At 31.3% G+C, this 22,687-nt stretch carries 16 protein-coding genes; 6 read left to right on the top strand and 10 right to left on the bottom strand.

Annotation, left to right across the window (positions count from 1 at the left end; genetic code table 11):
• Positions 1-4: 4 nt before the first annotated feature.
• The 9 genes from CLV91_RS07955 to ychF form a co-directional block, all read right to left on the bottom strand.
• Positions 5-568, bottom strand: coding sequence for a hypothetical protein (locus CLV91_RS07955; RefSeq protein ID WP_121066092.1), 564 nt, complete (start codon positions 566-568; stop codon positions 5-7).
• A gap of 105 nt (positions 569-673) precedes the next feature.
• Positions 674-1,285, bottom strand: a complete 612-nt coding sequence (locus CLV91_RS07950) for a MarC family protein (RefSeq protein ID WP_121066089.1) — start codon at positions 1,283-1,285, stop codon at positions 674-676.
• Positions 1,286-1,289: 4 nt separating this feature from the next.
• Positions 1,290-1,799, bottom strand: a complete 510-nt coding sequence (locus CLV91_RS07945; protein WP_121066086.1) for a DUF3124 domain-containing protein — start codon at positions 1,797-1,799, stop codon at positions 1,290-1,292.
• Between the two features lie 97 nt (positions 1,800-1,896).
• Complete coding sequence (locus CLV91_RS07940; protein WP_121066083.1) at positions 1,897-2,853, bottom strand: sterol desaturase family protein; 957 nt, start codon at positions 2,851-2,853, stop codon at positions 1,897-1,899.
• Between the two features lie 88 nt (positions 2,854-2,941).
• Positions 2,942-3,376 carry a large conductance mechanosensitive channel protein MscL gene (gene mscL, locus CLV91_RS07935; RefSeq protein ID WP_121066080.1) on the bottom strand — a complete coding sequence of 145 codons (435 nt, stop codon included), beginning with the start codon at positions 3,374-3,376 and terminating at the stop codon, positions 2,942-2,944.
• Between the two features lie 10 nt (positions 3,377-3,386).
• Entirely contained in the window at positions 3,387-6,071 is a 2,685-nt protein-coding gene (locus tag CLV91_RS07930; RefSeq protein WP_121066077.1) for a DNA gyrase/topoisomerase IV subunit A, read from the bottom strand.
• Between the two features lie 28 nt (positions 6,072-6,099).
• Positions 6,100-7,956, bottom strand: coding sequence for a DNA topoisomerase IV subunit B (locus tag CLV91_RS07925; protein ID WP_121066074.1), 1,857 nt, complete (start codon positions 7,954-7,956; stop codon positions 6,100-6,102).
• A gap of 156 nt (positions 7,957-8,112) precedes the next feature.
• Complete coding sequence (locus tag CLV91_RS07920; protein ID WP_121066071.1) at positions 8,113-9,012, bottom strand: DMT family transporter; 900 nt, start codon at positions 9,010-9,012, stop codon at positions 8,113-8,115.
• Positions 9,013-9,162: 150 nt separating this feature from the next.
• Positions 9,163-10,257: a redox-regulated ATPase YchF gene (gene ychF / locus CLV91_RS07915; RefSeq protein ID WP_121066068.1), complete on the bottom strand. Its 1,095-nt coding sequence runs from the start codon at positions 10,255-10,257 to the stop codon at positions 9,163-9,165.
• Positions 10,258-10,456: 199 nt separating this feature from the next.
• Here ychF and CLV91_RS07910 point away from each other — a divergent pair, with 199 nt between their 5' ends.
• The 5 genes from CLV91_RS07910 to CLV91_RS07890 all read left to right on the top strand — a co-directional run bounded on the left by CLV91_RS07910 (position 10,457) and on the right by CLV91_RS07890 (position 21,021).
• On the top strand, positions 10,457-11,032 hold the full coding sequence (locus tag CLV91_RS07910) for an RNA polymerase sigma factor (RefSeq protein ID WP_121066065.1): 576 nt from the start codon (positions 10,457-10,459) through the stop codon (positions 11,030-11,032).
• 152 nt (positions 11,033-11,184) lie between these two features.
• On the top strand, positions 11,185-14,100 hold the full coding sequence (locus tag CLV91_RS07905) for a TonB-dependent receptor (RefSeq protein WP_394340487.1): 2,916 nt from the start codon (positions 11,185-11,187) through the stop codon (positions 14,098-14,100).
• Between the two features lie 148 nt (positions 14,101-14,248).
• Positions 14,249-15,253 (top strand): FecR family protein, encoded by a 1,005-nt coding sequence (locus CLV91_RS07900; protein WP_121066062.1) that lies wholly within the window; start codon positions 14,249-14,251, stop codon positions 15,251-15,253.
• A gap of 24 nt (positions 15,254-15,277) precedes the next feature.
• A complete protein-coding gene (locus CLV91_RS07895; RefSeq protein ID WP_121066059.1) occupies positions 15,278-18,223 on the top strand; it encodes a TonB-dependent receptor in 2,946 nt (981 codons plus the stop codon).
• A gap of 107 nt (positions 18,224-18,330) precedes the next feature.
• Entirely contained in the window at positions 18,331-21,021 is a 2,691-nt protein-coding gene (locus tag CLV91_RS07890; protein ID WP_245987156.1) for a TonB-dependent receptor, read from the top strand.
• Positions 21,022-21,162: 141 nt separating this feature from the next.
• On the opposite strand, the gene CLV91_RS07885 is transcribed toward CLV91_RS07890, so the two are convergent.
• Positions 21,163-21,516, bottom strand: coding sequence for a 4Fe-4S dicluster domain-containing protein (locus CLV91_RS07885; RefSeq protein ID WP_121066056.1), 354 nt, complete (start codon positions 21,514-21,516; stop codon positions 21,163-21,165).
• 111 nt (positions 21,517-21,627) lie between these two features.
• Between CLV91_RS07885 and CLV91_RS07880 the strand changes: the two genes are divergently transcribed.
• On the top strand, positions 21,628-22,686 hold the full coding sequence (locus CLV91_RS07880; protein ID WP_121067829.1) for an acyl-CoA reductase: 1,059 nt from the start codon (positions 21,628-21,630) through the stop codon (positions 22,684-22,686).
• Position 22,687: the final 1 nt, after the last annotated feature.

Raw genomic sequence — 22,687 nt, 5'->3', positions numbered from 1 at the left:
AAATTTATTCTACGATACTAAATTTCTTTAAATTTTCTATTTCTGGAAGAATAACCTCTTTAATAAAACTATGATCGTCTGTATATATACCAGATGTAATAAGGTTATAAATATATTTACCATGACGTATGGTAAGCAATACACCATTAGGTTCGCCATCATAGGTTCTAATAGCATAAAAATTATCATCCCCAGGAAGGTTTATGTTTTTCACTTCCTCTGTACCTTGACCAAAAGAACTTGTAACTATATCATAAGCGCCATTAGTTAATTGATACGCTTTTTTTGCTTCCCTAACACTTCGTTCTTTAGAAATTATTATAGAATAATATAAAGGGGTATACCTATCTGTGTCTATTAAATCATAGGTATACTCTAGCTCCACAGAACCATCAAAATACTTATGCACACTACAAGTTTCACTTTTGCCACTTAAATCTAAATTTACTTCATAAATATCAGATACTTCTTTTACTGTAGTAAGTATAGGATATTTAGATGCATCTATTTTATCTTCAGACAAACAAGAACTTAAAATTAAAACAAAAAGAAGCGTAAACTTTTTCATTAAAAAGGTTTTATAAAAAAAAGAAATTGGTTTACTACAACGGAAAATTCTTACTTTCTGTATATTATAATAACACCTTTTTTAAACAAAAAAATTACCAAATTATTACTTAAACATAAAGTAATCACTTATTCCACTAAGTATACTTTGAACGGCATAAGAAGCTAATATTAATCCCATAATTTTACTTATAACAGTTATACCGTAACTACCAATGCGTTTTTGAACACTATTAGCTGCTAATAAAATTAAAGAAGTAATAATAATTACAATAAAAACAAGTAACGTTGTAATTACTTGCTGTTCTATGGAATAAATATGGTTATCTGTCATTATTACAACTGCCATTATAGCGCCTGGAGATGCCATAGACGGTATTGCTACAGGAAAAATTGTAACGTGCTTATAGTCTGATATTTGACTTTTTTCTCTTTCTGGTTTTCCATCACCAAAAATCATCGTAAGAGCAAAAAGAAAAAGAATTACACCCCCGGAAATTTGAAAAGCATCTAAAGACACGGACATGCCTTCTAGGATTAGTTGACCAATAACTATAAAAAAGAGCAATATACCAAAAGCAATTAAAGATGCCCTTATTGCAATTTTCCTTTTATGTAATTTATCAAATTCTTTTGTTGCTTCTAAATAAACTGGCACAGAACCTATTGGGTCTATAACAGCAAAAAGAAAAAAAATAGTCGTTATTACTTCTTTCATAACATTACTCTATTCTTTTAGCTTGTGTTGTAAAAGAAAGCCCTTGTTGCCCAAGAGTAGAACTCATAACTGCTTCAAATAAAGGTTCTGAAGTTTTTTGTTGTTTTTTCCATTCTATTAAAAAATTAGAACCTGTACCTCCCGAAACATCTCCTTCTTCTATAATTATTTCTGTAGTCTCCATAGGAGCTAAGTATATAGGAAAATCAAAATAGGATCTAATTAACTTTCCATGTGTATCAAAATACTTAGAATTAAGTAAATATATGGTGTCTTTATCACTAGTATTTCTTAAACTCACCATAGCTGTTAAGTTATGCCTTTTATGCTCCGATAAACTATAAATTTGAGAATATATAGACAAATAAGATTTCCCATATTCTAAGGAATCTTTTACGGATGTACTTGCAGCTCTTTTTGTCCAATTTTCAGTAGCAACAGAGCTAAGTTCCTTCTTTTTTTCACAAGCTAGAAAAACAAAAAATAGTAGTATAACAGGAATATATCTTTTCATTTTATTTTTTTTAAGTGAATATAAACTTAGAAAACTAAAACCAGTATCTCAAAATATATTATGGATTAAGATACAATTATAAAGATAAAAATATACTTTAATTTGGTCTACTAAATTTAGTATTGGGACTAGTACTCTTATGGTCTTTAAATAAACGTTGTTGTTGTTTAACAGTCATAGTACTGCCGTCATGGCTCCAGCCTGGAGGCCCAAAAATATACATTAACTTATGAGAGAATTTTGGAGACTTCTTAGTGTCATTCCAAATATCTTTAAACTCATGGGTCAGTATTACTAAAGGATTATAAGAATCTGGTGCATGTATTACTCCAAATTTTACATCAATATCATCATCTAACTCTTTCCAAGTTCCAAAAATTTTATCAAAAATATTCAAAAAACCTCCATGGTTTTTATCTAAATACTCCACATTTTGAGAGTGGTGTACTTGGTGCATAGTATGGGTGTTAAATATTTTTTCTACCCAGCCCATTTTAGGCACATATTTAGAATGTAGTTGAAATTGCCAAAAAGATTCTATTGCTAAAGCAAAAACCACAACTTCTACAGGAAACCCTACCGCAGGCATCCACATATAAAAGAAAGGTTTATACAATAATGTAAACCAACCATTTCTAATAGCTGTTCCTAAATTAAAGTGGTCCGAAGAATGGTGAACAATATGTGCTGCCCATAATAACCTAATTTCATGATTAGCCCTATGGAACCAATAGTAGGTAAAGTCATCTGCTAACTGACATAATAAAAATACATACCAAGCATAACCAAAAGACTCATAGCCCATAATATTGGTACGAACACCATCTACTAAAGGATTAAAAAATTCATAGGTATAATTAAAAACAGTTATTAAAACAGTAATTTTAATTAACGGTCCTAAAATAGCAGAACCTATTCCCATAGCACCACTAGCCATTAAATCTTTCCACACATATAAATCTTCATTATCATGGGTATGACTATAGGTTATTTCTAGTAAAATTAATGCTATAAAACAAGGAACACCATATATTAGGGGGTTGGTTAAATCCATAAATTAAAAACGTTTTTTTTCAAAGATAGCTATACAATACTTAGATATAATGTTTAGGCTATTTTTATTTATAATTTCTAAATAATTATTATTTATTATTCTTTTCTAAAATCTCATTTTGCCTTTTTAGTAACTGCTCCATTTTAGATAACAGTTCTATATCTTTTGGGGTTGCTACTGTTTTATCTTCTGGATTTTCTGCCTTATCCTTAAAATGATTTATAAACTTTAAAACCACGAAAATTGTCAGAGAAATAATTCCAAAATCTATTAAAACTTCTATAAGTTCTCCATACCAAATAGCAACTTCTTCTATGCCATTTCCATTCCCTTCTCGCAAAATAATTTTTCTATTGGTTAAGGTAACACCCTCTGACAATAAAGATAAAGGTGGCATTATTATTTTTTTTACTAAAGTATTTACCACTTTGTTAAATGCTGTTCCCACAATAATACCAATAGCCATATCTATCATATTACCTTTTACAGCGAAATTTTTAAACTCTTCAATAAATTTTTTCATAAACAGGAAATTAAAAAAGTGTTATTTGTCCATCATCCTCAATATCATTATCATCATTAGAATCTTCTGTAGAAAGGTCTTCTTTTTTTGTTTCGGACTCACTCTTTTTCTCCTTAACCTCTGGTTCTTTATTTTCTTGTTCTTCTACAACTTCCAATTCATTTATTGGAGTTTCCTCTTCTTCTTGGTATGGTAAAGCTTCTAAAGAATTAACATTTTTTACTTTATCTGAAGTAAGTTGATTTCCTAATGCTTTAATACCCTTAATAGAAATAAATTCTTCTAAATTTATAGTAACATTAGGTTTTGGGTCTTTCCCCCTTGGCTTCACAAACTCAAGCTCTACCATTGGTCTCCAATCTGTAGAAATTAACTCTAAGTAAGATTTTGGATGCTCTGTAATAATAAGGTCTTCTCTGTTTTCTTGTTCTATTAAAAAACGTTTTACAGCTAACCTTTCTTTATCACCATCCCAGTAAACAGCAGATAATGGTTTTTTAGGAATCCATTTTTCTAAAACTATCATATCGTCTTCAAAATGAGAAGTTAAGGTTGGTAACATGGTTTTAACCATACCTTTTTGAGTTACAATCAACAATAAATCGTCTCCTCTAAATTCTCCTAACAACTCCCCTCTCCCATCTACATTTAATCTACGCACCACATCATCAAACCAAATTTTTCTTGGCTTTAAGGTAGAAACACCTTTTTCTTTAAGTTCTATACGTTTTACAGCATATTTGGTTACAATATTTCCTTTAGAGCTACGTCCTTTTATTAGAACATCAGAAAAATCTATATCCCATTTTAGTTTTTTAACACTACCAACTTGTCGCAAGTTAATAGTTGCCACTTCTGCTTCTCCATTAGGGTTGGCCGAATAATATAGTACTTGAGAGCCAGGTTTACCCGTTGTTAAATCGTACAACTTATCACGAGTCATGCTCGTTACATTAAACCTTTTAATATATGTAGCTCCACCTTTACCATCTTTATAAATCATATTATAAGTGGTTCTAGAATCCTTCTTTTTAAAAACCGCTACATGAATAATATTTTTACCTACAAAAGTTTTAGAGTCTACCTTAGATACCATCATTTTACCTTCTTTAGTAAAAACAATAATATCATCAATATCACTACAATCTGTTACATACTCATCTCTACGAAGCGATGTTCCAAAGAAACCTTCTTCTCTATTTACATATAGTTTTGTATTTCTAATAACAACTTTGGTAGCTTCTATATCGTCAAAAACTCTAATTTCAGATTTACGTTCTCTGCCTTTACCGTATTTAGCTTTTAAATTTTTAAAGTAATCTATAGCAAATTCAATAATATGAGCAAGATGATGCTTAACCTCCGCTATACGTTCTTCTAAACTATCTAATAATTGTTGCGCTTTATCAATATCGAACTTAGAAATACGTTTTATTCTAATTTCAGTAAGTCTAACAATATCTTCCTCGGTAACTGCTCTTTTTAAATGTTTAACGTGTGGTTTTAATCCTTTATCTATTGCAGAAATTACACCTTCCCAGGTTTCTTCCTCTTCTATATCTCTATAAATACGATTTTCAATAAAAATACGCTCTAAAGAAGAAAAGTGCCATTGTTCTTCTAATTCGTTTAATTGAATTTCTAATTCTCTCTTTAACAATTCTACAGTATAATCTGTAGATCGCTTCAGCATTTCTGTTACTCCAATAAACAAAGGTTTATTGTCTTCTATAATACAACCTAACGGAGAAATGGAAGATTCACAAGAGGTAAAAGCGTATAATGCATCTATAGTTTTATCTGGAGATATACCACTTGGCAAATGCACCAAAATCTCAACATCTGCAGCCGTATTATCTTCTATTTTTTTAATTTTTATCTTGCCTTTTTCATTTGCTTTAAGGATAGATTCTATTAAAGAAGAAGTATTAGTTCCGTATGGTATCTCACTTATTACTAATGTTTTACTATCGTACTGAGATATTTTTGCGCGAACTCGTATTTTTCCACCACGGAGTCCGTCATTATAATTACTAACATCTATAATTCCTGAAGTTAAAAAATCTGGAAAAATAGTAAATCTGGAACCTTTTAAATGCTTTATAGATGCGTCTATAAGTTCATTAAAATTATGTGGCAATACTTTTGTAGATAATCCTACTGCAATACCTTCTGCTCCTTGTGCTAATAAAAGAGGAAACTTAACCGGAAGGTTTACTGGTTCTTTTTTTCTACCATCATAAGATAATTGCCATTCTGTAATTTTAGGACTAAAAACTACTTCTAAGCCAAATTTAGATAATCTAGCCTCAATATACCTAGAGGCTGCTGCTCTATCTCCTGTTAAAATATTTCCCCAGTTTCCTTGGGTATCTATCAGTAAATTTTTCTGCCCAATTTGTACCATGGCATCTGCAATACTAGCATCCCCGTGCGGGTGATACTGCATGGTGTGCCCAACAACATTCGCTACTTTGTTGTAGCGACCATCATCTAACTCTTTTAAGGCATGTAGAATTCTTCTTTGTACAGGTTTAAAACCATCTTCTATAGCTGGTACTGCACGTTCTAAAATTACATAAGAAGCATAATCTAAAAACCAATCTTTATACATTCCCGTAACCTTGGTTAAGGCCACTTGGGAATCGTCATTGTTTTCTATATGTTCTTGGTTTGGTTCTTCGTTGTCTTCCATAAAAGAAGATGCGTATTTTTATTTATTATTATTTTTCCTCTACTAAATCAATCTCTACCTTAAGATTCTCTATGATAAACTTTTGTCTGTCTGGTGTATTTTTACCCATATAAAACTGTAATAAGCTCTCTATAGACATTGCCTTATCTAACATTACAGGTTCTAGACGAATATCATCCCCAATAAAGTGCACAAATTCATCTGGAGATATTTCTCCCAAACCTTTAAATCGCGTAATTTCTGGTTTTCCGGTTAATTTATCTATTGCATTTCGCCTCTCTTCTTCGCTATAGCAGTAGATAGTTTCTTTCTTGTTACGCACTCTAAACAATGGCGTTTGTAAAATATACAAATGATTTTCTTTTATTAGCTCTGGAAAAAACTGCAAAAAGAAAGTTATTAATAAAAGACGAATATGCATTCCATCTACATCGGCATCGGTAGCAATTACAATATTGTTATATCGTAAATCCTCCATAGATTCCTCTATGTTCAGTGCAGCTTGTAAAAGGTTAAATTCTTCATTCTCATATACTACTTTTTTAGACATTCCGTAAGAATTTAAAGGCTTTCCCTTTAAACTAAAAACAGCTTGTGTATTTACATCTCTAGATTTTGTAATAGAACCAGATGCAGAATCTCCTTCGGTAATAAAAAGTGTACTTTCTAAACACCTATCTTTCTTTGTATCTCCTAAGTGTATACGGCAATCCCTAAGCTTTTTATTATGTAAACTTGCTTTTTTAGCACGATCTTTTGCTAATTTTCGTATTCCAGAAAGTTCTTTGCGTTCCCGCTCTGCTTGTACAATTTTCCGTTGTAAAAGCTCTGCAGTTTCGGTATTTTTATGAAGGTAATTATCTAAATATTTACCAACAAAATCGTTTATATACGTACGTACGGTAGGTAAATCTCCTCCCATATCTGTAGAACCAAGTTTTGTTTTGGTTTGACTTTCAAAAACTGGCTCCATTACTTTTATAGATATTGCCGAAATAATAGACTTACGTATATCTGATGCCTCGTAACTTTTGCTATAAAAATCACGCACCGTCTTAACAATAGCTTCTCTAAAAGCAGATTGGTGTGTACCCCCTTGAGTGGTGTTCTGTCCGTTTACAAAAGAATGATATTCTTCGCTATATTGGGTTTTACTATGCGTAATAGCAACTTCAATATCATTACCTTTTAAGTGAATAACAGGATACAACATATCCTCTACATTGTTATTATCTTCTAAAAGGTCTTTAAGTCCGTTTTCGGAATGAAACTTTTCGCCATTAAAAACAATAGTTAAACCTGGATTTAAATACACATAATTTTTAAGCATGCGTTCTACATACTCATTACGATATTTAAAGTTTTTAAAAATTAACTCATCTGGAATAAAAGATACTTTTGTTCCCTTACGTTGCGAAGTCTCGGAAGGCCCCTCTTCTTGCATTAAATTACCCTGACTAAACTCTGCTGTTTTTAATTGACTATCTCTAGAAGATTGTACTTTAAAAAAACTAGACAACGCATTTACCGCTTTGGTACCAACACCATTTAAACCTACCGATTTTTTAAAGGCTCTAGAATCATACTTACCACCAGTATTCATTTTAGAAACTACGTCTACAACTTTCCCTAATGGAATTCCACGACCATAATCCCTAACATTTACCAATTTATCTTTGATAGATATTTCAATGGTTTTACCAGCCCCCATTACAAACTCATCTATACAGTTATCTATAACTTCTTTTAAAAGAATATAAATACCGTCATCTGCAGAAGAGCCATCACCCAATTTACCAATATACATACCAGGACGCATACGAATATGTTCTTTCCAGTCTAGGGAGCGTATATTATCTTCGGTATATTGTGTGTTTTCTGCCATATATTGTGATTTATTCGAAAGTGTTGCTAATATAGCACGAGTTTAAAAAAAATAAAACCCTTAACCACTAAAGTAATTAACAATAAAAAAAGAGTTTTTGTTGATAGAATAGGTATTTTACTCAAAAAAGAGACCAAATAGGTAGCTTTTTACCATTTATTTCTCTTTTTTCTTTGAAATTATAGAAACACCACCAATTACAATTAGCATACCAACTACTTGAAGAAATGAAATATGTTCTCCTAAAAAAATAAAAGCTAAAATTATAGTAGAAACCGGACCTAAGCTTCCAAAAATTGAGAAGGTATTTGCTCCTAATTTTTCTATAGCTGCAGAGACAAGAAAAGAAGGAATTAGTGTACAGAATACTGCCATAACAACACCAATAAAATATACCTCTTTTGGATAATTAAAAATTTCATAATTACCCTGAATTAAGAAATGAATTACTACACAAAATGTAGACACTATCATTGCATTTGCAGTAAAACGAAGCACCCCAAATTTAGGAATTAACCAACCACTACCCACCAAATAAGAAGCATAAGTAATTGCACTTAAAAATATGAATATAGCTCCTTTATACACAGAAGAACCCTCTAAACCTATTTCATCCCAAAAAGTAATTAGAACACCTATATAGGTAATAAAAATAGCCAAGGATTGTTGGGTAGTTATTTTTTTATTAAAAAACAACCAAGAAAGTAAAACAACAATGGTTGGGTATATAAAAAGTATAATTCTTTCTAAACCAGCTTTAATATATTGCAAGCCAATAAAATCGAAAAGACTTGCCAAATAATACCCTAAAAAACCAAAAACAAAAAGCCAAAAATAATCTTTGGGCTTTATTTTAACAAAACCCACATTCTTCTGCTTATATGCTATAACCAAATAAAAAGGTATAGCAAATACCATTCTAAACAACAATAAGGTTAAATGGTCTACATTATATTTATAAGCCAATTTTACTAATACTGCTTTTGCAGAGAATAATAATATTCCAAAAATGGCATAAATAATACCAATAGTAGTTTTTGAAGAAGTTCTAAACATAGTACAAAATTAGAATACTTACGCAAAATTAATTTTAAGTAGTAGCTCTAAATACAATGCTCAATATAGATAAACAGAATAATTTATACTAAAAAAAAGGTTTTAAAAACAGATGTTTTTAAAACCTTTTTTTATCTATTATATAAACTACTATACATTAAAACGGAAATGCATAACATCGCCATCTTTTACAATATATTCTTTCCCTTCAACTCTCATTTTACCAGCTTCTTTTACTTTTGCCTCACTACCATAAGTAGCATAATCATTATAGCCAATAACTTCTGCTCTAATAAATCCTTTTTCAAAATCGGTATGGATTACTCCTGCCGCTTGTGGTGCAGTAGCTCCTACAGGTATTGTCCAAGCACGAACTTCTTTTTCTCCTGCTGTAAAATACGTTTCTAAGTTTAATAATTTATAGGCGCCACGTATAAGCTTAGCAGACCCAGGTTCTTCTAACCCTAAATCTTCTAAAAACATTTGTCGTTCTTCATACGTTTCCAACTCCGTAATATCTGCCTCTGTACCAACTGCCAATACAATTACTTCTGCATTTTCTACAGCTACATTTTCTTTTACTTTTTCTACATATGCATTACCAGAAACAGCAGCATCTTCATCTACATTACAAACATATAAAACAGGCTTATCTGTAATAAACTGCAAAGGTTTTACAAACTCCGTTCTATCATCTTCACTTATTTCTATTGCTCTAACAGATATTCCAGATTCTAATCCAGTTTTTATAGCTACCAATACAGCTTCTTCTTTCTGCGCATCTTTATTACCTGTCCTAGAAGCTTTTTTTACTTTTTCTAATTTCTTATCTACAGCTTCCAAATCTTTTAACTGTAACTCCATATCTATGGTTTCTTTATCCCTAATAGGGTCTACAGAACCGTCTACATGCACAATATTATCATTATCAAAACAACGCAAAACATGGAGAATAGCATCTGTTTCTCTAATATTACCCAAAAATTGATTCCCTAATCCTTCTCCTTTACTTGCTCCTTTTACTAAACCAGCAATATCTACAATATCTACAGTAGCAGGCAACACACGTTCAGGATTTACTAATTCTTCTAATTTCTGAAGTCTAGCATCCGGGACATTAACTACTCCAATGTTTGGTTCTATAGTACAAAAAGGGAAGTTTGCACTTTGTGCTTTTGCATTTGACAAACAATTAAAAAGAGTCGATTTTCCTACGTTTGGTAGACCTACTATACCTGCTTTCATGTAAATTAATTTTTAAACGCTGCAAATATAGTTTTTACTTCTGTAATACATATTGATAAAATTAACAATGGTATTATTAAGAATACTAAAATTTAATTATGTGTTATTGTTTTTATAACAAAACCCTACAATTTATTACAGATTATTCATTTTTTTCGCACAAAAAGTATATATTTGAGTAACAACTACTCAAAAACATATGGAAATTTCATCTGAAAAATCTTTGTGGTATTTATTTATTGAGGGAGATTTAAATGCTTTTTCTAGTTTATTTAAGCATTTTTATCCCATGTTGCATAACTATGGCTTAAAAATATCTGGCAACACAGAACTAACAGAAGATTCTTTGCAAAGCTTCTTTGTTTATTTACATGAACATAGGCACACTATAGGCAACGTAACTAATATAAAAGCTTACTTATTTATATCTTATAGAAGAAGTTTATTAAACAATTTAAAAAAAGAACGTAAGTATACTTCCTACGATGATTCTAACATACTAGAATCTAATTTTTCTTTATCTATTGAGGAGTTAAGTACAAAACAAGAAACGTTTAAATTAAAGTCTGTTATACTCATAAAATTATTAAATTCTCTATCTGCAAGAGAAAGGGAAGCTATTTATTTAAAATATTATAGCGACTTAAATACAAAAGAAATAGCAGAAGTAATGGATATAACTTACCAAAGTGTTCTAAATACTTTACAAAAAGCCTTTACCAAGCTAAGAAACACATCTGAATCTAGCTTAATTCAAAATATATTAAATTCCTAGTTAAAATTAGGGTATAAAATAATTATTTACTTCTCTTATAGTATATATGGGCTAATAATTTGTTTTAAATCTCTTTCCCCTTTACATTACATATTTGTGAGAAATATCTTATATTTATTACCCAGTATCTAACTCTCAAAAACAATTACATTATGAAAAAAATGAAACTTTTAAATGTTTTATTATTAAGCCTATTCTCTATGCTTGCCATAGAAAGTCAAGCATCAAAGAAAAGTAATAAAACAATTTTACACAATTTAGATTTACAACAAGCTATATCTGGTATAATTACAGATGACGCTGGGGAACCTTTACCTGGAGCCTCTATTATTGTAAAAGGAACAAATAAAGGAACAACTACTGATTTTGATGGTAAGTACACTTTAGACGCATCTATGGGAGATATTTTAGTTATTTCCTATATAGGGTTTACAACACAAGAAAAAACAGTAAACAATGAAACAATAAACATTACCTTAGTTTCTGGTGTAGAATTAGCTGAAGCAATTGTTATTGGGTCTAGAAACCCAAATAGAACAGCTACAGAAAGCACTGTACCTGTAGATGTTATAGACGTTAAAACCTTAAACTCAGTAGCTCCACAAGTTAATCTTAATCAAATTCTTAACTACGTTGCCCCTTCTTTTACTTCAAACACGCAAACCATTTCAGATGGTACAGATCATATAGACCCTGCATCATTAAGAGGTTTAGGTCCAGACCAAGTATTGGTTTTAATTAACGGAAAAAGAAGACACACTTCCTCTTTAATAAATGTTAACGGAACTTTTGGACGTGGTAGTGTTGGTACAGATCTAAATGCAATTCCTGCAGCTGCTATTAAAAGAATAGAAGTTTTAAGAGATGGTGCTGCTGCTCAATATGGTTCAGATGCAATAGCAGGTGTTATAAATATTGTATTAAATACTAGTGTAAATGAATTAACAACCACTGTAACAACAGGAGCAAATTTTGCAAAAAATGCAAATAGCCAAACAGGAGGTGTAGATGGTGCTACTACAAACTTTTCTGCAAGTTATGGGCTACCTGTAGGTGATAAAGGAGGATTCATAAATTTTTCTGGAGACTTTGATGTTAGGCAAGATTACAACAGAATGAAAGAATGGGAAGGAAACGTTTTTAATGCATACAATACTGTAGAACGTGTTGCAAGCGCAGATGGATATGATATTACAAATTTATTAGATGATGATGTAAATGATGTAATAAATTATGCAAACCAAGCTGGAATAAATTTAAATGGTGCTACAACTAAAGAAGAATTAAGAGGTGTTCTTTCCGCAGATGTTACAGATTCTGAATTAGCTGCAAGAGGACAAAAAAGAAGTGACTATAACATGCGTGTAGGACAATCTGCTTTAAGAGGAGGACGTTTCTTTGCTAATTTTTCTTTACCATTAGATGATAACGGAACAACTCTTTATGCTTTTAGCGGAATTAGCTCTAGGACAGGAAATTCTGCAGGTTTTTATAGATTGCCTAACCAAAGTAGAACTTTTACCCCAGCATATATCAATGGTTTTTTACCAGAAATTAATTCTACAATTAAAGATAAATCAATTTCAGTAGGTATAAAAGGTAAAGTTGGTGAATGGGATGTAGATTTTAGTAACACCTATGGAAAAAATTCTTTCCTCTATACAATTGGAAATACTTTTAATGCCTCATTACAAGGCTCCTCCCCTACTGTTTTTGATGCAGGTGGATTTTCTTTTGCACAAAACACTGCTAATTTAGATATTTCAAAATTTTATGAAGATGCTCTTGCTGGAGTAAACGTTGCTTTTGGTGGTGAGTATAGAGTGGAAAATTATGACATTCTTGCTGGTGAAGAAGCATCTTACAGTCAATACACTGCAGATGGACAAAGAATAACTTTAGCATCTCAAAGTCCATCAGAAGACTTTTTTGGAAACTCTAGACCTGGAGGTTCTCAAGTTTTCCCAGGATTTAGTCCTTCTAATGAATTATCTAGAGGGCGTAGCAGTGTAGCTGGTTACTTTGATATTGAAGCTGATTTTTCTGAAAAATTCTTAGCTAGTTTTGCAACACGTTTTGAAGATTACAGTGATTTTGGTTCTACTATTAATTTTAAACTTGCAACTCGTTATAAAATTTCTGACAATTTTAATTTAAGAGCTGCTCTTAATACAGGTTTTAGAGCGCCATCATTGCACCAATTAAATTTCAACTCTACATCAACAATATTTGATCAAAACGGGGACCCACAAGAAGTTGGTACTTTTGCAAATGATAGTAGAGCTGCTAAATTATTAGGAATTCCACAATTAAAAGAAGAAACATCTAGTAGCGCAAGTTTAGGTTTAACAACTAAATTACCAGATGCTAATCTAACAATAACAGTAGATGGTTATTTTGTAAAAATTAATGATAGAGTTGTTTATACTGGTCAATTTAGAGGTCCTGGAACAGGTTCTGAGTTAGACAACTTATTAAGTCAAGCAAATGCAACTGCGGCATCTTTCTTTGCAAATGCAATAGATACAGAATCTAAAGGATTAGATATTGTTGTTACACATAAAGCACAATTAGGTGAAAACTGGAGATTAAAATCTGATTTATCTGGTACTTTTAGCCAAACTAGACAAGTAGGAGATATAAACTCTTCTGAAGTACTTAGAAATGCTGGTTTAGTAGATACTTATTTCCCTGAAGATAGTAGAGTATATTTAGAAGAAGCTGTACCACGTACTAAAATAAATTTATCTAACAGTTTAACATCAAATAAGTTTATGATTTTTCTAAGAAATGTATACTTTGGAGAAGTTACCGAAGCAACAACTACTGTTGCTAATCAACAAGTTTTTGGAACTAAAATAGTTACAGATTTATCTGTAGGCTATAAAGCTTCAGACGCATTAACATTTACAGTAGGTGCTAATAACTTATTAGATGTTTACCCTGATCGTGCAGATGACGCTTTTAACAATCGCAGTAGTGGTCGTTTTGATTGGTCAAGAAGAGCACAACAATTTGGTATTGGAGGTAGGTATTTATTTGCTAGAGTAAGTCTAGTTCTTAAATAAAAAGAAATAGAAAAGAGTTTTAAAAAGCTGCCCTAACAGGCAGCTTTTCTTATTTTATTATAAGAAGTTCTTAAAAAATTAAAAAAAAATTAAAAAAATAGGGTATAAAACTAAAAGTTAGCACTCTTTATGTATGTAAAGCTAGCTAATGAAAAATATTGACCAACATTTTTTAGACAATTTAATAAAAGACCAATCTTTTATTAATTGGATTAAAAAAAGCAACAGAAATGACATACAATACTGGAATTCATGGATTTCTAATAACCCTGAACAAATAGAAACTATAGAATTAGCCAAATCAATTGTTTTAGGAATACGTTTTAAAGAGACAGTAATAGCCGAAGAAAAAATTGATATAGAATTACAAAAAGCATTAGGCACTATTCAATCAAAAACAAAACCAGTTCTACCTTTTTACAAGCAAAAAAAATCCTTTGCATTTTATGGTATTGCTGCTTCCATTTTAATGATTTTTGGACTATTTATAGGGTTAGATAAATATAATTACAATACAACAACAGTTCATAAAACCGCATTTGGTGAAATTATTAATTTAACATTACCAGATGGTACTTCTGTAGTCTTAAATGGAAATTCTACCATTAGTTATGATAAAGAAAATTCTAGAGATATAAACTTAATTGGAGAAGCATATTTTAAAGTTAAACCTATCCCCGCAACAAAAGCAAAATTTTGGGTAACTACAAATGACTTAAAAGTAGAAGTTTACGGAACCCAGTTTCATGTAAATACAAGAGATGAAAAAACAGACGTTGTTTTAGATGAAGGCTCTATTCATTTAGTTTTAGATAATGGAATTACTAAAAAAATGATTCCTGGAGAGTTTGTTTCTTTTTCAAAAAACACAGAAAATATAACTCATAAAAAAGTAAACCTACAAGTTCCCTATGGTTTATGGAGAGATGGTACCTATATTTTTAACAATTTAACTTTAAAGGAAGTAATGAAAAACATGGAGTACACCTATGGCATTACAACAAATTTTGATACTAAAGAATTAGAAAAAAAATTAATCTCTGGAGGTATTCCTAATAAGAATTTAAAAATTTGTTTAGCAGCTATAGAAAAATCTGCAAACGTAAATATTATTCAAAACAATGATACATTAACAATAACTAACAACAACTAGAAAATAACCTAAATTAAGAACATTATGAACAAGACAAGACTTACTATTGTGGGTATTGCTTTATTTCTAATTATTGGAAATTTTAAAGCAAATGCTGCCGAGAAAAGCAATAAGCGAATAACGCTTACAGAATTATTAACAGAAATTAGTGCTAAACATGAGGTTTTCTTTACGTATAACCCATCTATAGTATCTACTACTGTATTAAATCCTGAAGAATACAAATATTCAGTTTTAGATAGGATAATTTCAAAACTCGAAAAAAATACTAGATTCGATTTTGAATATCTTGGAAATAAATATTATGTAGTTTATAGAAAAAAAGCGGAAAGAGTTACTCTTAAAAAAGTTTCTACGACTAATACTTCTTCAATTTTATCAAATACAACAGTAAATTTAGCAGTATTTCAAAATATTGTAAAAGGTAAAGTTACCGATGAATCTGGAACCCCATTAGGTGGTGTTAATATTGTTGAAAAAGGAACAACGAATGGTACAACCACAGATTTTGATGGTAATTATGAACTTAAAGTTGGAGATGCCGCTACATTAATATATAGCTATATTGGTTTTGGCACACAAGAAGAGGTTGTTACTGGAAGGTCTGTCATAAATGTTTCTTTAATAGAAGGCGAAGCTTTAGATGAGGTAATAATGGTAGGTAACCGTTCTAAACCAAGAACAGCTTTAGAATCTGCTGTACCTATAGATAATATTGGTGTATCTGAATTAAGAAATACAGGACAACCAACTGTAGATAAAATGCTTACCTATAAAGTACCCTCCTTTAACTCTACAAACCAAACAGTATCTGATGCAACCGCACATTTTGACCCAGCAGATTTAAGAGGATTAGGACCAAGTAGAACTTTAGTCCTTGTAAATGGTAAGAGAAAAAACCAAAGCGCATTAGTATATATTAATGATACTCCAGGAAAAGGAGAAGTTGGTGTGGATTTAAAAAGTATACCAGCAGCTGCTATCCAAAGAATAGAAGTTTTAAGAGATGGTGCTTCTGCACAATATGGTTCTGATGCAATTGCAGGAGTTATTAACATGATATTAAAGAAAAATGTAGAATACACTACAGTTAATTTAAAGACAGGCGTAACAACCGAAGGAGACGGTTTTAACTTTGGCGCAGATTTAAATACTGCTATTAATCTTGGAGATAATGGAGGGTATTTAAATATGACTTTTGGATATTACCAACAAGATAAAACGAACCGTGCAGGAGAACCTGGCGAAGATAATTTATTTGGCGTTCCTGCAGATGACCCTACTTGGGGAAGTTGGTTAGCTGATAATCCTGATTTAGGAATGACAGTAGGACAACCTGATATGAAGAATATTGACTTATTCTTTAATGCAGGTGTTCCATTTAGTAATGACAAAGGAGAATTTTACACTTTTGGAGGTTTAACAGCTAGAAAAGGTACTAGTTTTGCTTTATACAGAACTCCATATTGGGTAGGAGATCCATTTAATTTATTACATGATAGTAGTGAAGAATACAATGGTTTTCAACCAAGTTTTGATACGGATATTAGAGACAATAACCTTACTGCTGGTATAAAAACAGAAGTACTAGGGTTTAATATGGATGTTAGTGGAACTTATGGTAGAAATGCTGTAGATTATACTGTAAACAACAGTTTAAATCCTGCTTTAGGTGCTAGTAGCCCTACTTCTTTTGATGTTGGAGGTTACACTTTTAGTAATACTTTAGGAAATTTAGATTTTACTAGAAACTTTGGAGAGGTAAGTATTGGTTTTGGTACTGAATATAGATCAGAACGCTTTACTGCAAAAGCAGGAGAACCTGCCTCTTATGTATCAGGAGGCGCACAATCATTTCCAGGGTTACAACCTTCTAATGTTGTGGAAGCAACACGAAATAACTTAGGTGTTTACGGAGATTTAGAATGGGATATTACAGAAAAATTCTTAGTTGGCGGTGCATTGAGGTATGAAGACTTTAGTGATTTTGGTAGTAACACTTCATGGAAAATAAGCTCTAGATATTTATTAGGAGATAACAAAGGTGCTGTTCGTGCTTCCTATAGTACAGGTTTTAGAGCACCATCTTTACATCAAATTTATTTAAGTAACATTCAAACATTAGTTTCTGGTGGAACAATTTCTAACCAAGGTACTTTTAACAATGTGGATCCAATAATTAGAGAAGGTCTTGGTGTACCGCAATTAACTGCAGAAACTTCTAAAAATATTTCTGCTGGTATTACTTTTAAACCAGTAAATAATCTTTCTTTATCTATAGATTTATATAATGTAAAAATGGATGATAGAGTATTATTCACTGGTGAAATTGGTTTTGATGGAGATGATAGTTCTACAAACCCTGTAGAACAAATATTAACAGATAATTCTATTACAAGTTTAAAGTTCTTTGTAAATGCAGTAAACACAAACACTACTGGTGTAGATTTAGTTGCTAGTTATAGAAATATAGAATTAGGTGCTGGTACATTAGCAGCTACACTTTCTGCAAACTACAATGAGACTAAAATAGACGGACAAATTAATACTCCAACTTTATTAGCGCAAAATGGATATGAAATATTTAATAGAAAAGAACAATCAAGAATTACTTCTTCTAGACCAAAATCTAAAGTATTATTAGGTTTAGATTATAATTTAAATGATTTAATGGTAAGCCTTAACAATACTTATTTTGGAGAAGTTACATGGCAACATGCTACTACCCCAGCTAATGATCAAACATTTGCAGGAAAAGTTATTACAGACTTAATTATTAATTACAATTTCTCTGAAAAAATTTCAGCAAATATTGGTGTAAATAACCTTTTAGATGTTTACCCAGATGAGATAGACACTAAAGGAGATGTAGTTACTGATTTAGGTGGTCGTTTTAAATACCCATGGGAAGTAAACCAATTTGGCTTTAACGGAACTACTGTAAATGGTGGAGTAACATTTAAATTTTAATATACATTTTAAGATAATAATAAAATAACCATTCAAATCATAATCTAACAATTATACACTTTGGGTGGTTATTGTTTTTTAAATAGTTAATAATCAAAAATTACTATATGAATTTAAAAAGAGGATTAAAAACATTGTTTGTTGTAAGCCTAGCTATGACAGCAAACAAAGGACTTTCTTTAGAGGGCAAAAAAATAGTTACAGAGCATTACAATGCTACTATTTTTCAAAGCTCTATTAGTGGTGTTGTAACTGACGAAAGCGGAACCCCGTTAGGTGGTGTTAATATTGTTGAAAAAGGAACAACAAATGGTACAACTACAGATTTTGATGGTAATTATACTATTAATGTAGCAGAAGGTGCAACTCTTGTATTTAGCTATATAGGCTTTGGTACTGTTGAGAAACTTGCAGATAGTACTACTCTTAACGTAAGCTTATCGGAAGGAATGCAATTAGACGGAGTTCAAGTTGTAGGTTCTAGAAGTCCAAAAAGAACAGCTACAGATTCTTCTGTTCCTGTAGATGTTATAAATGTAGCAGATGTAGCTACACAAAGTGGTAGTATAGAAGTAAACCAATTATTACAATATGCAGCTCCTTCTTTTAACGCAAATAAGCAATCTGGTTCTGATGGTGCGGATCATATTGATCCAGCTTCATTACGTGGTTTAGGGCCTGATCAAACATTAGTTTTAATTAATGGTAAAAGAAGACACCAATCTTCATTAATAAATATTTTTGGTACTCGTGGTAGAGGTAACACAGGAACCGATTTAAATGCCATACCTACCAGTGCAATTAAAAGAATAGAAATTTTAAGAGATGGTGCTGCTGCACAGTACGGATCAGATGCAATTGCAGGTGTAATTAATATTGTTTTAAAGGACAATATTGATAAAGTAAGTGGTTTTGTTAGTTACGGTGCATATAATACAAATGCAGATGGAGATTTTCCTGATGGCACACCAAATACAGACGGAAATAGATTAGATACAGATAAAGACGGCAACCAAATTGGAAGCGATCAAAGTTTTGATGGTGGTTCTGTAAAAGCTGGAGTAAACTATGGTATAGCCTTAGGAGAAAAAGGTGGTTATGTTAATATGACTGCAGAATATATTAATAAAAACAAAACCTTACGACCTGGCTATAGTTTTAGAAGAGGATTTGGAGAAGCATCTATAACAGGATTTAACTTTATGTTAAATGCATCTGTACCAGTATCTGATAAATCTGAAATATATGCTTTTGGAGGAAGAAATTATAGAGATACCGATGCATACGCATTTACAAGAAATAACCCAACAGAAAGAATTGTTACTAGTATATACCCAGATGGGTTTACACCAAGAATTACATCTATTATACTAGATAACTCTATTTCTGCAGGTTTTAGAACAGAATTAGATAGCGGTTGGAAAGTTGATTTTAGTAATACGTATGGAAAAAACAATTTTCATTACTTTATTAAAGGAAGCTTAAATGCTTCATTACAAGAATCTTCTCCAACGGATTTTGATGCAGGTGGCCATAGTTTAAGTCAGAATACATTAAATTTAGATTTTTCTAAATATTATGATGAAATTCTAGAGGGACTTAACTTTGCTTTTGGTGCTGAGTATAGAAATGAAAATTTTGTAATTTTTGCAGGAGAAGAGGCAGCTTATGGTACTTTTGATACTAATGGGGTTATAATTACAGACCCATCTACACAAACGCAGCCAACAGATCCAGAAACTGGAAACTTAAGGCCAGGTGGTTCTCAAGGTTTCCCAGGATATGGTCCAGCAAATGAGGTAGACCGTAATAGATCTAACTTATCTTTATATGCAGATGCAGAAGTAGATTTTTCTGAATCCTTTTTATTAAGTGGAGCAGCTAGATATGAGAATTATAGCGATTTTGGTAGCACTCTTAATGGGAAATTAGCAATGCGTTTAAAAGCATCCGATAATATTAATGTTAGAGGTTCTGTAAGTACAGGTTTTAGAGCTCCCTCATTAGCACAAATATATTACAACTTAAAATTCACAAGTTTTGATGGTGGAGTTGCACAAGAATCTTTATTATCTCCAAATAACAGTCCTGTAACTGCTTCATTTGGCATTAATGCATTAAATGAAGAAAAAGCAGTAAATGCTGGTTTAGGTTTCACAGCTTCTTTTGGTAATTTTAATGCAACTATAGATGGTTATTACATAAATATTAAAGACCGTATTGTATTAACAAGTCCGTTTGATGCTCCACAACTTCCTAATGTAGATAATGCACAATTTTTTGCTAATGGAGCAGATACAGAAACTACAGGTTTAGATGTGGTATTAGCTTGGAAAAAACACTTAGATAAAGGTAGTGTATCTGCTACTTTTACAGGGAATTTTAATAACATGGATATTAAAAGTATTAATAATGGCAATTTAGACCAAAATACTTTTTTTAGTAATAGAGACCAATCTTTCTTGTTAGCCTCTGCTCCTGACAGTAAACTAGGATTAAACTTAGGATATACAAGAGAAAAATTTAATGTTTCTCTTGCTGCAACAAGATTTAGTGAGATTGTATTAATAGATTTTGCAGATACTGAAGATGTTTTTGAAGCTAAAATGACAGTAGATTTAAATCTTGGTTTTGATTTAACGGATAACTTAACACTTAATGTTGGTGGCAATAACTTATTTAATGTATATCCAGACCAGCAAAATGATGGAGAAACAGATTCTGGAGGATACTGGGAAGCTGTACAAATGGGATTCGGAGGATCATATTACTATGCCAAACTAGGTTTTAACTTTTAAGCCATAATAAATATATTTTTAGTTCATTTGTTTATTTAAAAGCTATCCTTAATTGGGTAGCTTTTTTACTATTAGTCTATTATCAATAATAAAGCCCGAACTAAATTTAGTTCGGGCTTTTTAAATAATTTTAAAATTTACCTACCCATCAGGGTGCATAAATTTTTGTTTTCCTAAAAGTATTTCTTCAGTCTCTACGTTATCATCATCAGGAATACAACAATCTACAGGGCATACTGCCGCACATTGAGGTTCTTCATGAAATCCCATACATTCTGTACATTTATCCGGAGCTATATAGTATACTTCATCACTAATTGGCTCTTGGGCTTCTTCTGCATTTACAGATTTTCCACTAGGTAAAACAACATCCCCCTCTAAAGAAGTACCATCGTTATATCTCCATTCATCTGCTCCTTCATAAATAGCAGTGTTTGGGCATTCTGGCTCACATGCGCCACAATTTATACATTCGTCTGTTATAATAATTGCCATAATATCTTTGTTTACTTCCTGAATTTAATTGCTCTTAACTTGTTTCAAAAACCCAGTATCTATACTTTTGCGCAAAGTTAGTACCAAATAAAATCTTTTACAAATATAATGATAGACCATAAGGTTAGATTAAAAGCTTTTGTTAAACTTGGAGCATTCTTCCAAGAGTTTTGTGAATATGTTAATAATAACGCTGTTTCTTTAGAAAATGATACATCTTGGAAAGAAGAATTTTTACAAGTAGTAAATAATGCTAAGCATTATAATGGGTGGTTTACACAAGAAAATATTCTTTTAAGTATAAAAAGTTGGGGTCATTTACTAACAGTACACAATTTAGAGAAATGGTTAAATGACTATAATTTATCAAAAAACACCTCTAAAACCGTAGCACTTATTCTTGCAGGAAACATTCCTTTAGTTGGTTTTCATGATTTTTTAACAGTATTAATTACAGGAAACAAAGCGCTTGTTAAGCTATCATCAAACGATAAATTATTATTTAATTTTATAGCAAAATATTTAATTTATACCGAACCTACTTTCAAAGAAAGCATAATATTTTCCGATGGAAAGTTAGAAAATTTTGATGCTGTAATTGCTACCGGAAGTAATAATACTGCTCGTTATTTTGAACATTATTTTAGTAAAGGCCCTAATATTATTCGTAAAAACAGAAATTCTGTTGCTGTATTAACCGGACAAGAAACTACAGAAGAATTAACTGCTTTGGGAGATGATATATTTACTTACTATGGTCTAGGGTGCAGAAGTGTTTCTAAACTTTTTGTCCCAGAAGGTTATAATTTTGATGATTTTTATAAAGCAGTTTATAAATTTCATCCTATAATAAATCAAAATAAATACGCTAATAATTACGACTATAATAAAGCTGTTTATTTAATGAGCGAATTTAAAATACTAGACAATGGTTTTTTAATGCTTAAAGAAGATTCTAACTACGGCTCCCCTATTGCGTCGGTGTTTTTTGAGTATTATACTTCTTTAGAAGAATTAAAAATTAAATTAGAGCAAGAAAAAGACCAATTACAATGTATTGTTGCGAATAATTTTTACACAAATGAAATAGCATTTGGAAAAACACAAATGCCAGAATTATGGGAATATGCAGATCATATAGATACTGTAGAATTTCTTTTATCAATATAGT

Origin of the sequence: Maribacter vaceletii (genome assembly GCF_003634105.1) — a bacterium.
Classification (GTDB): domain Bacteria; phylum Bacteroidota; class Bacteroidia; order Flavobacteriales; family Flavobacteriaceae; genus Maribacter_B; species Maribacter_B vaceletii.
This window is presented reverse-complemented; position numbering and strand designations above follow the sequence as displayed.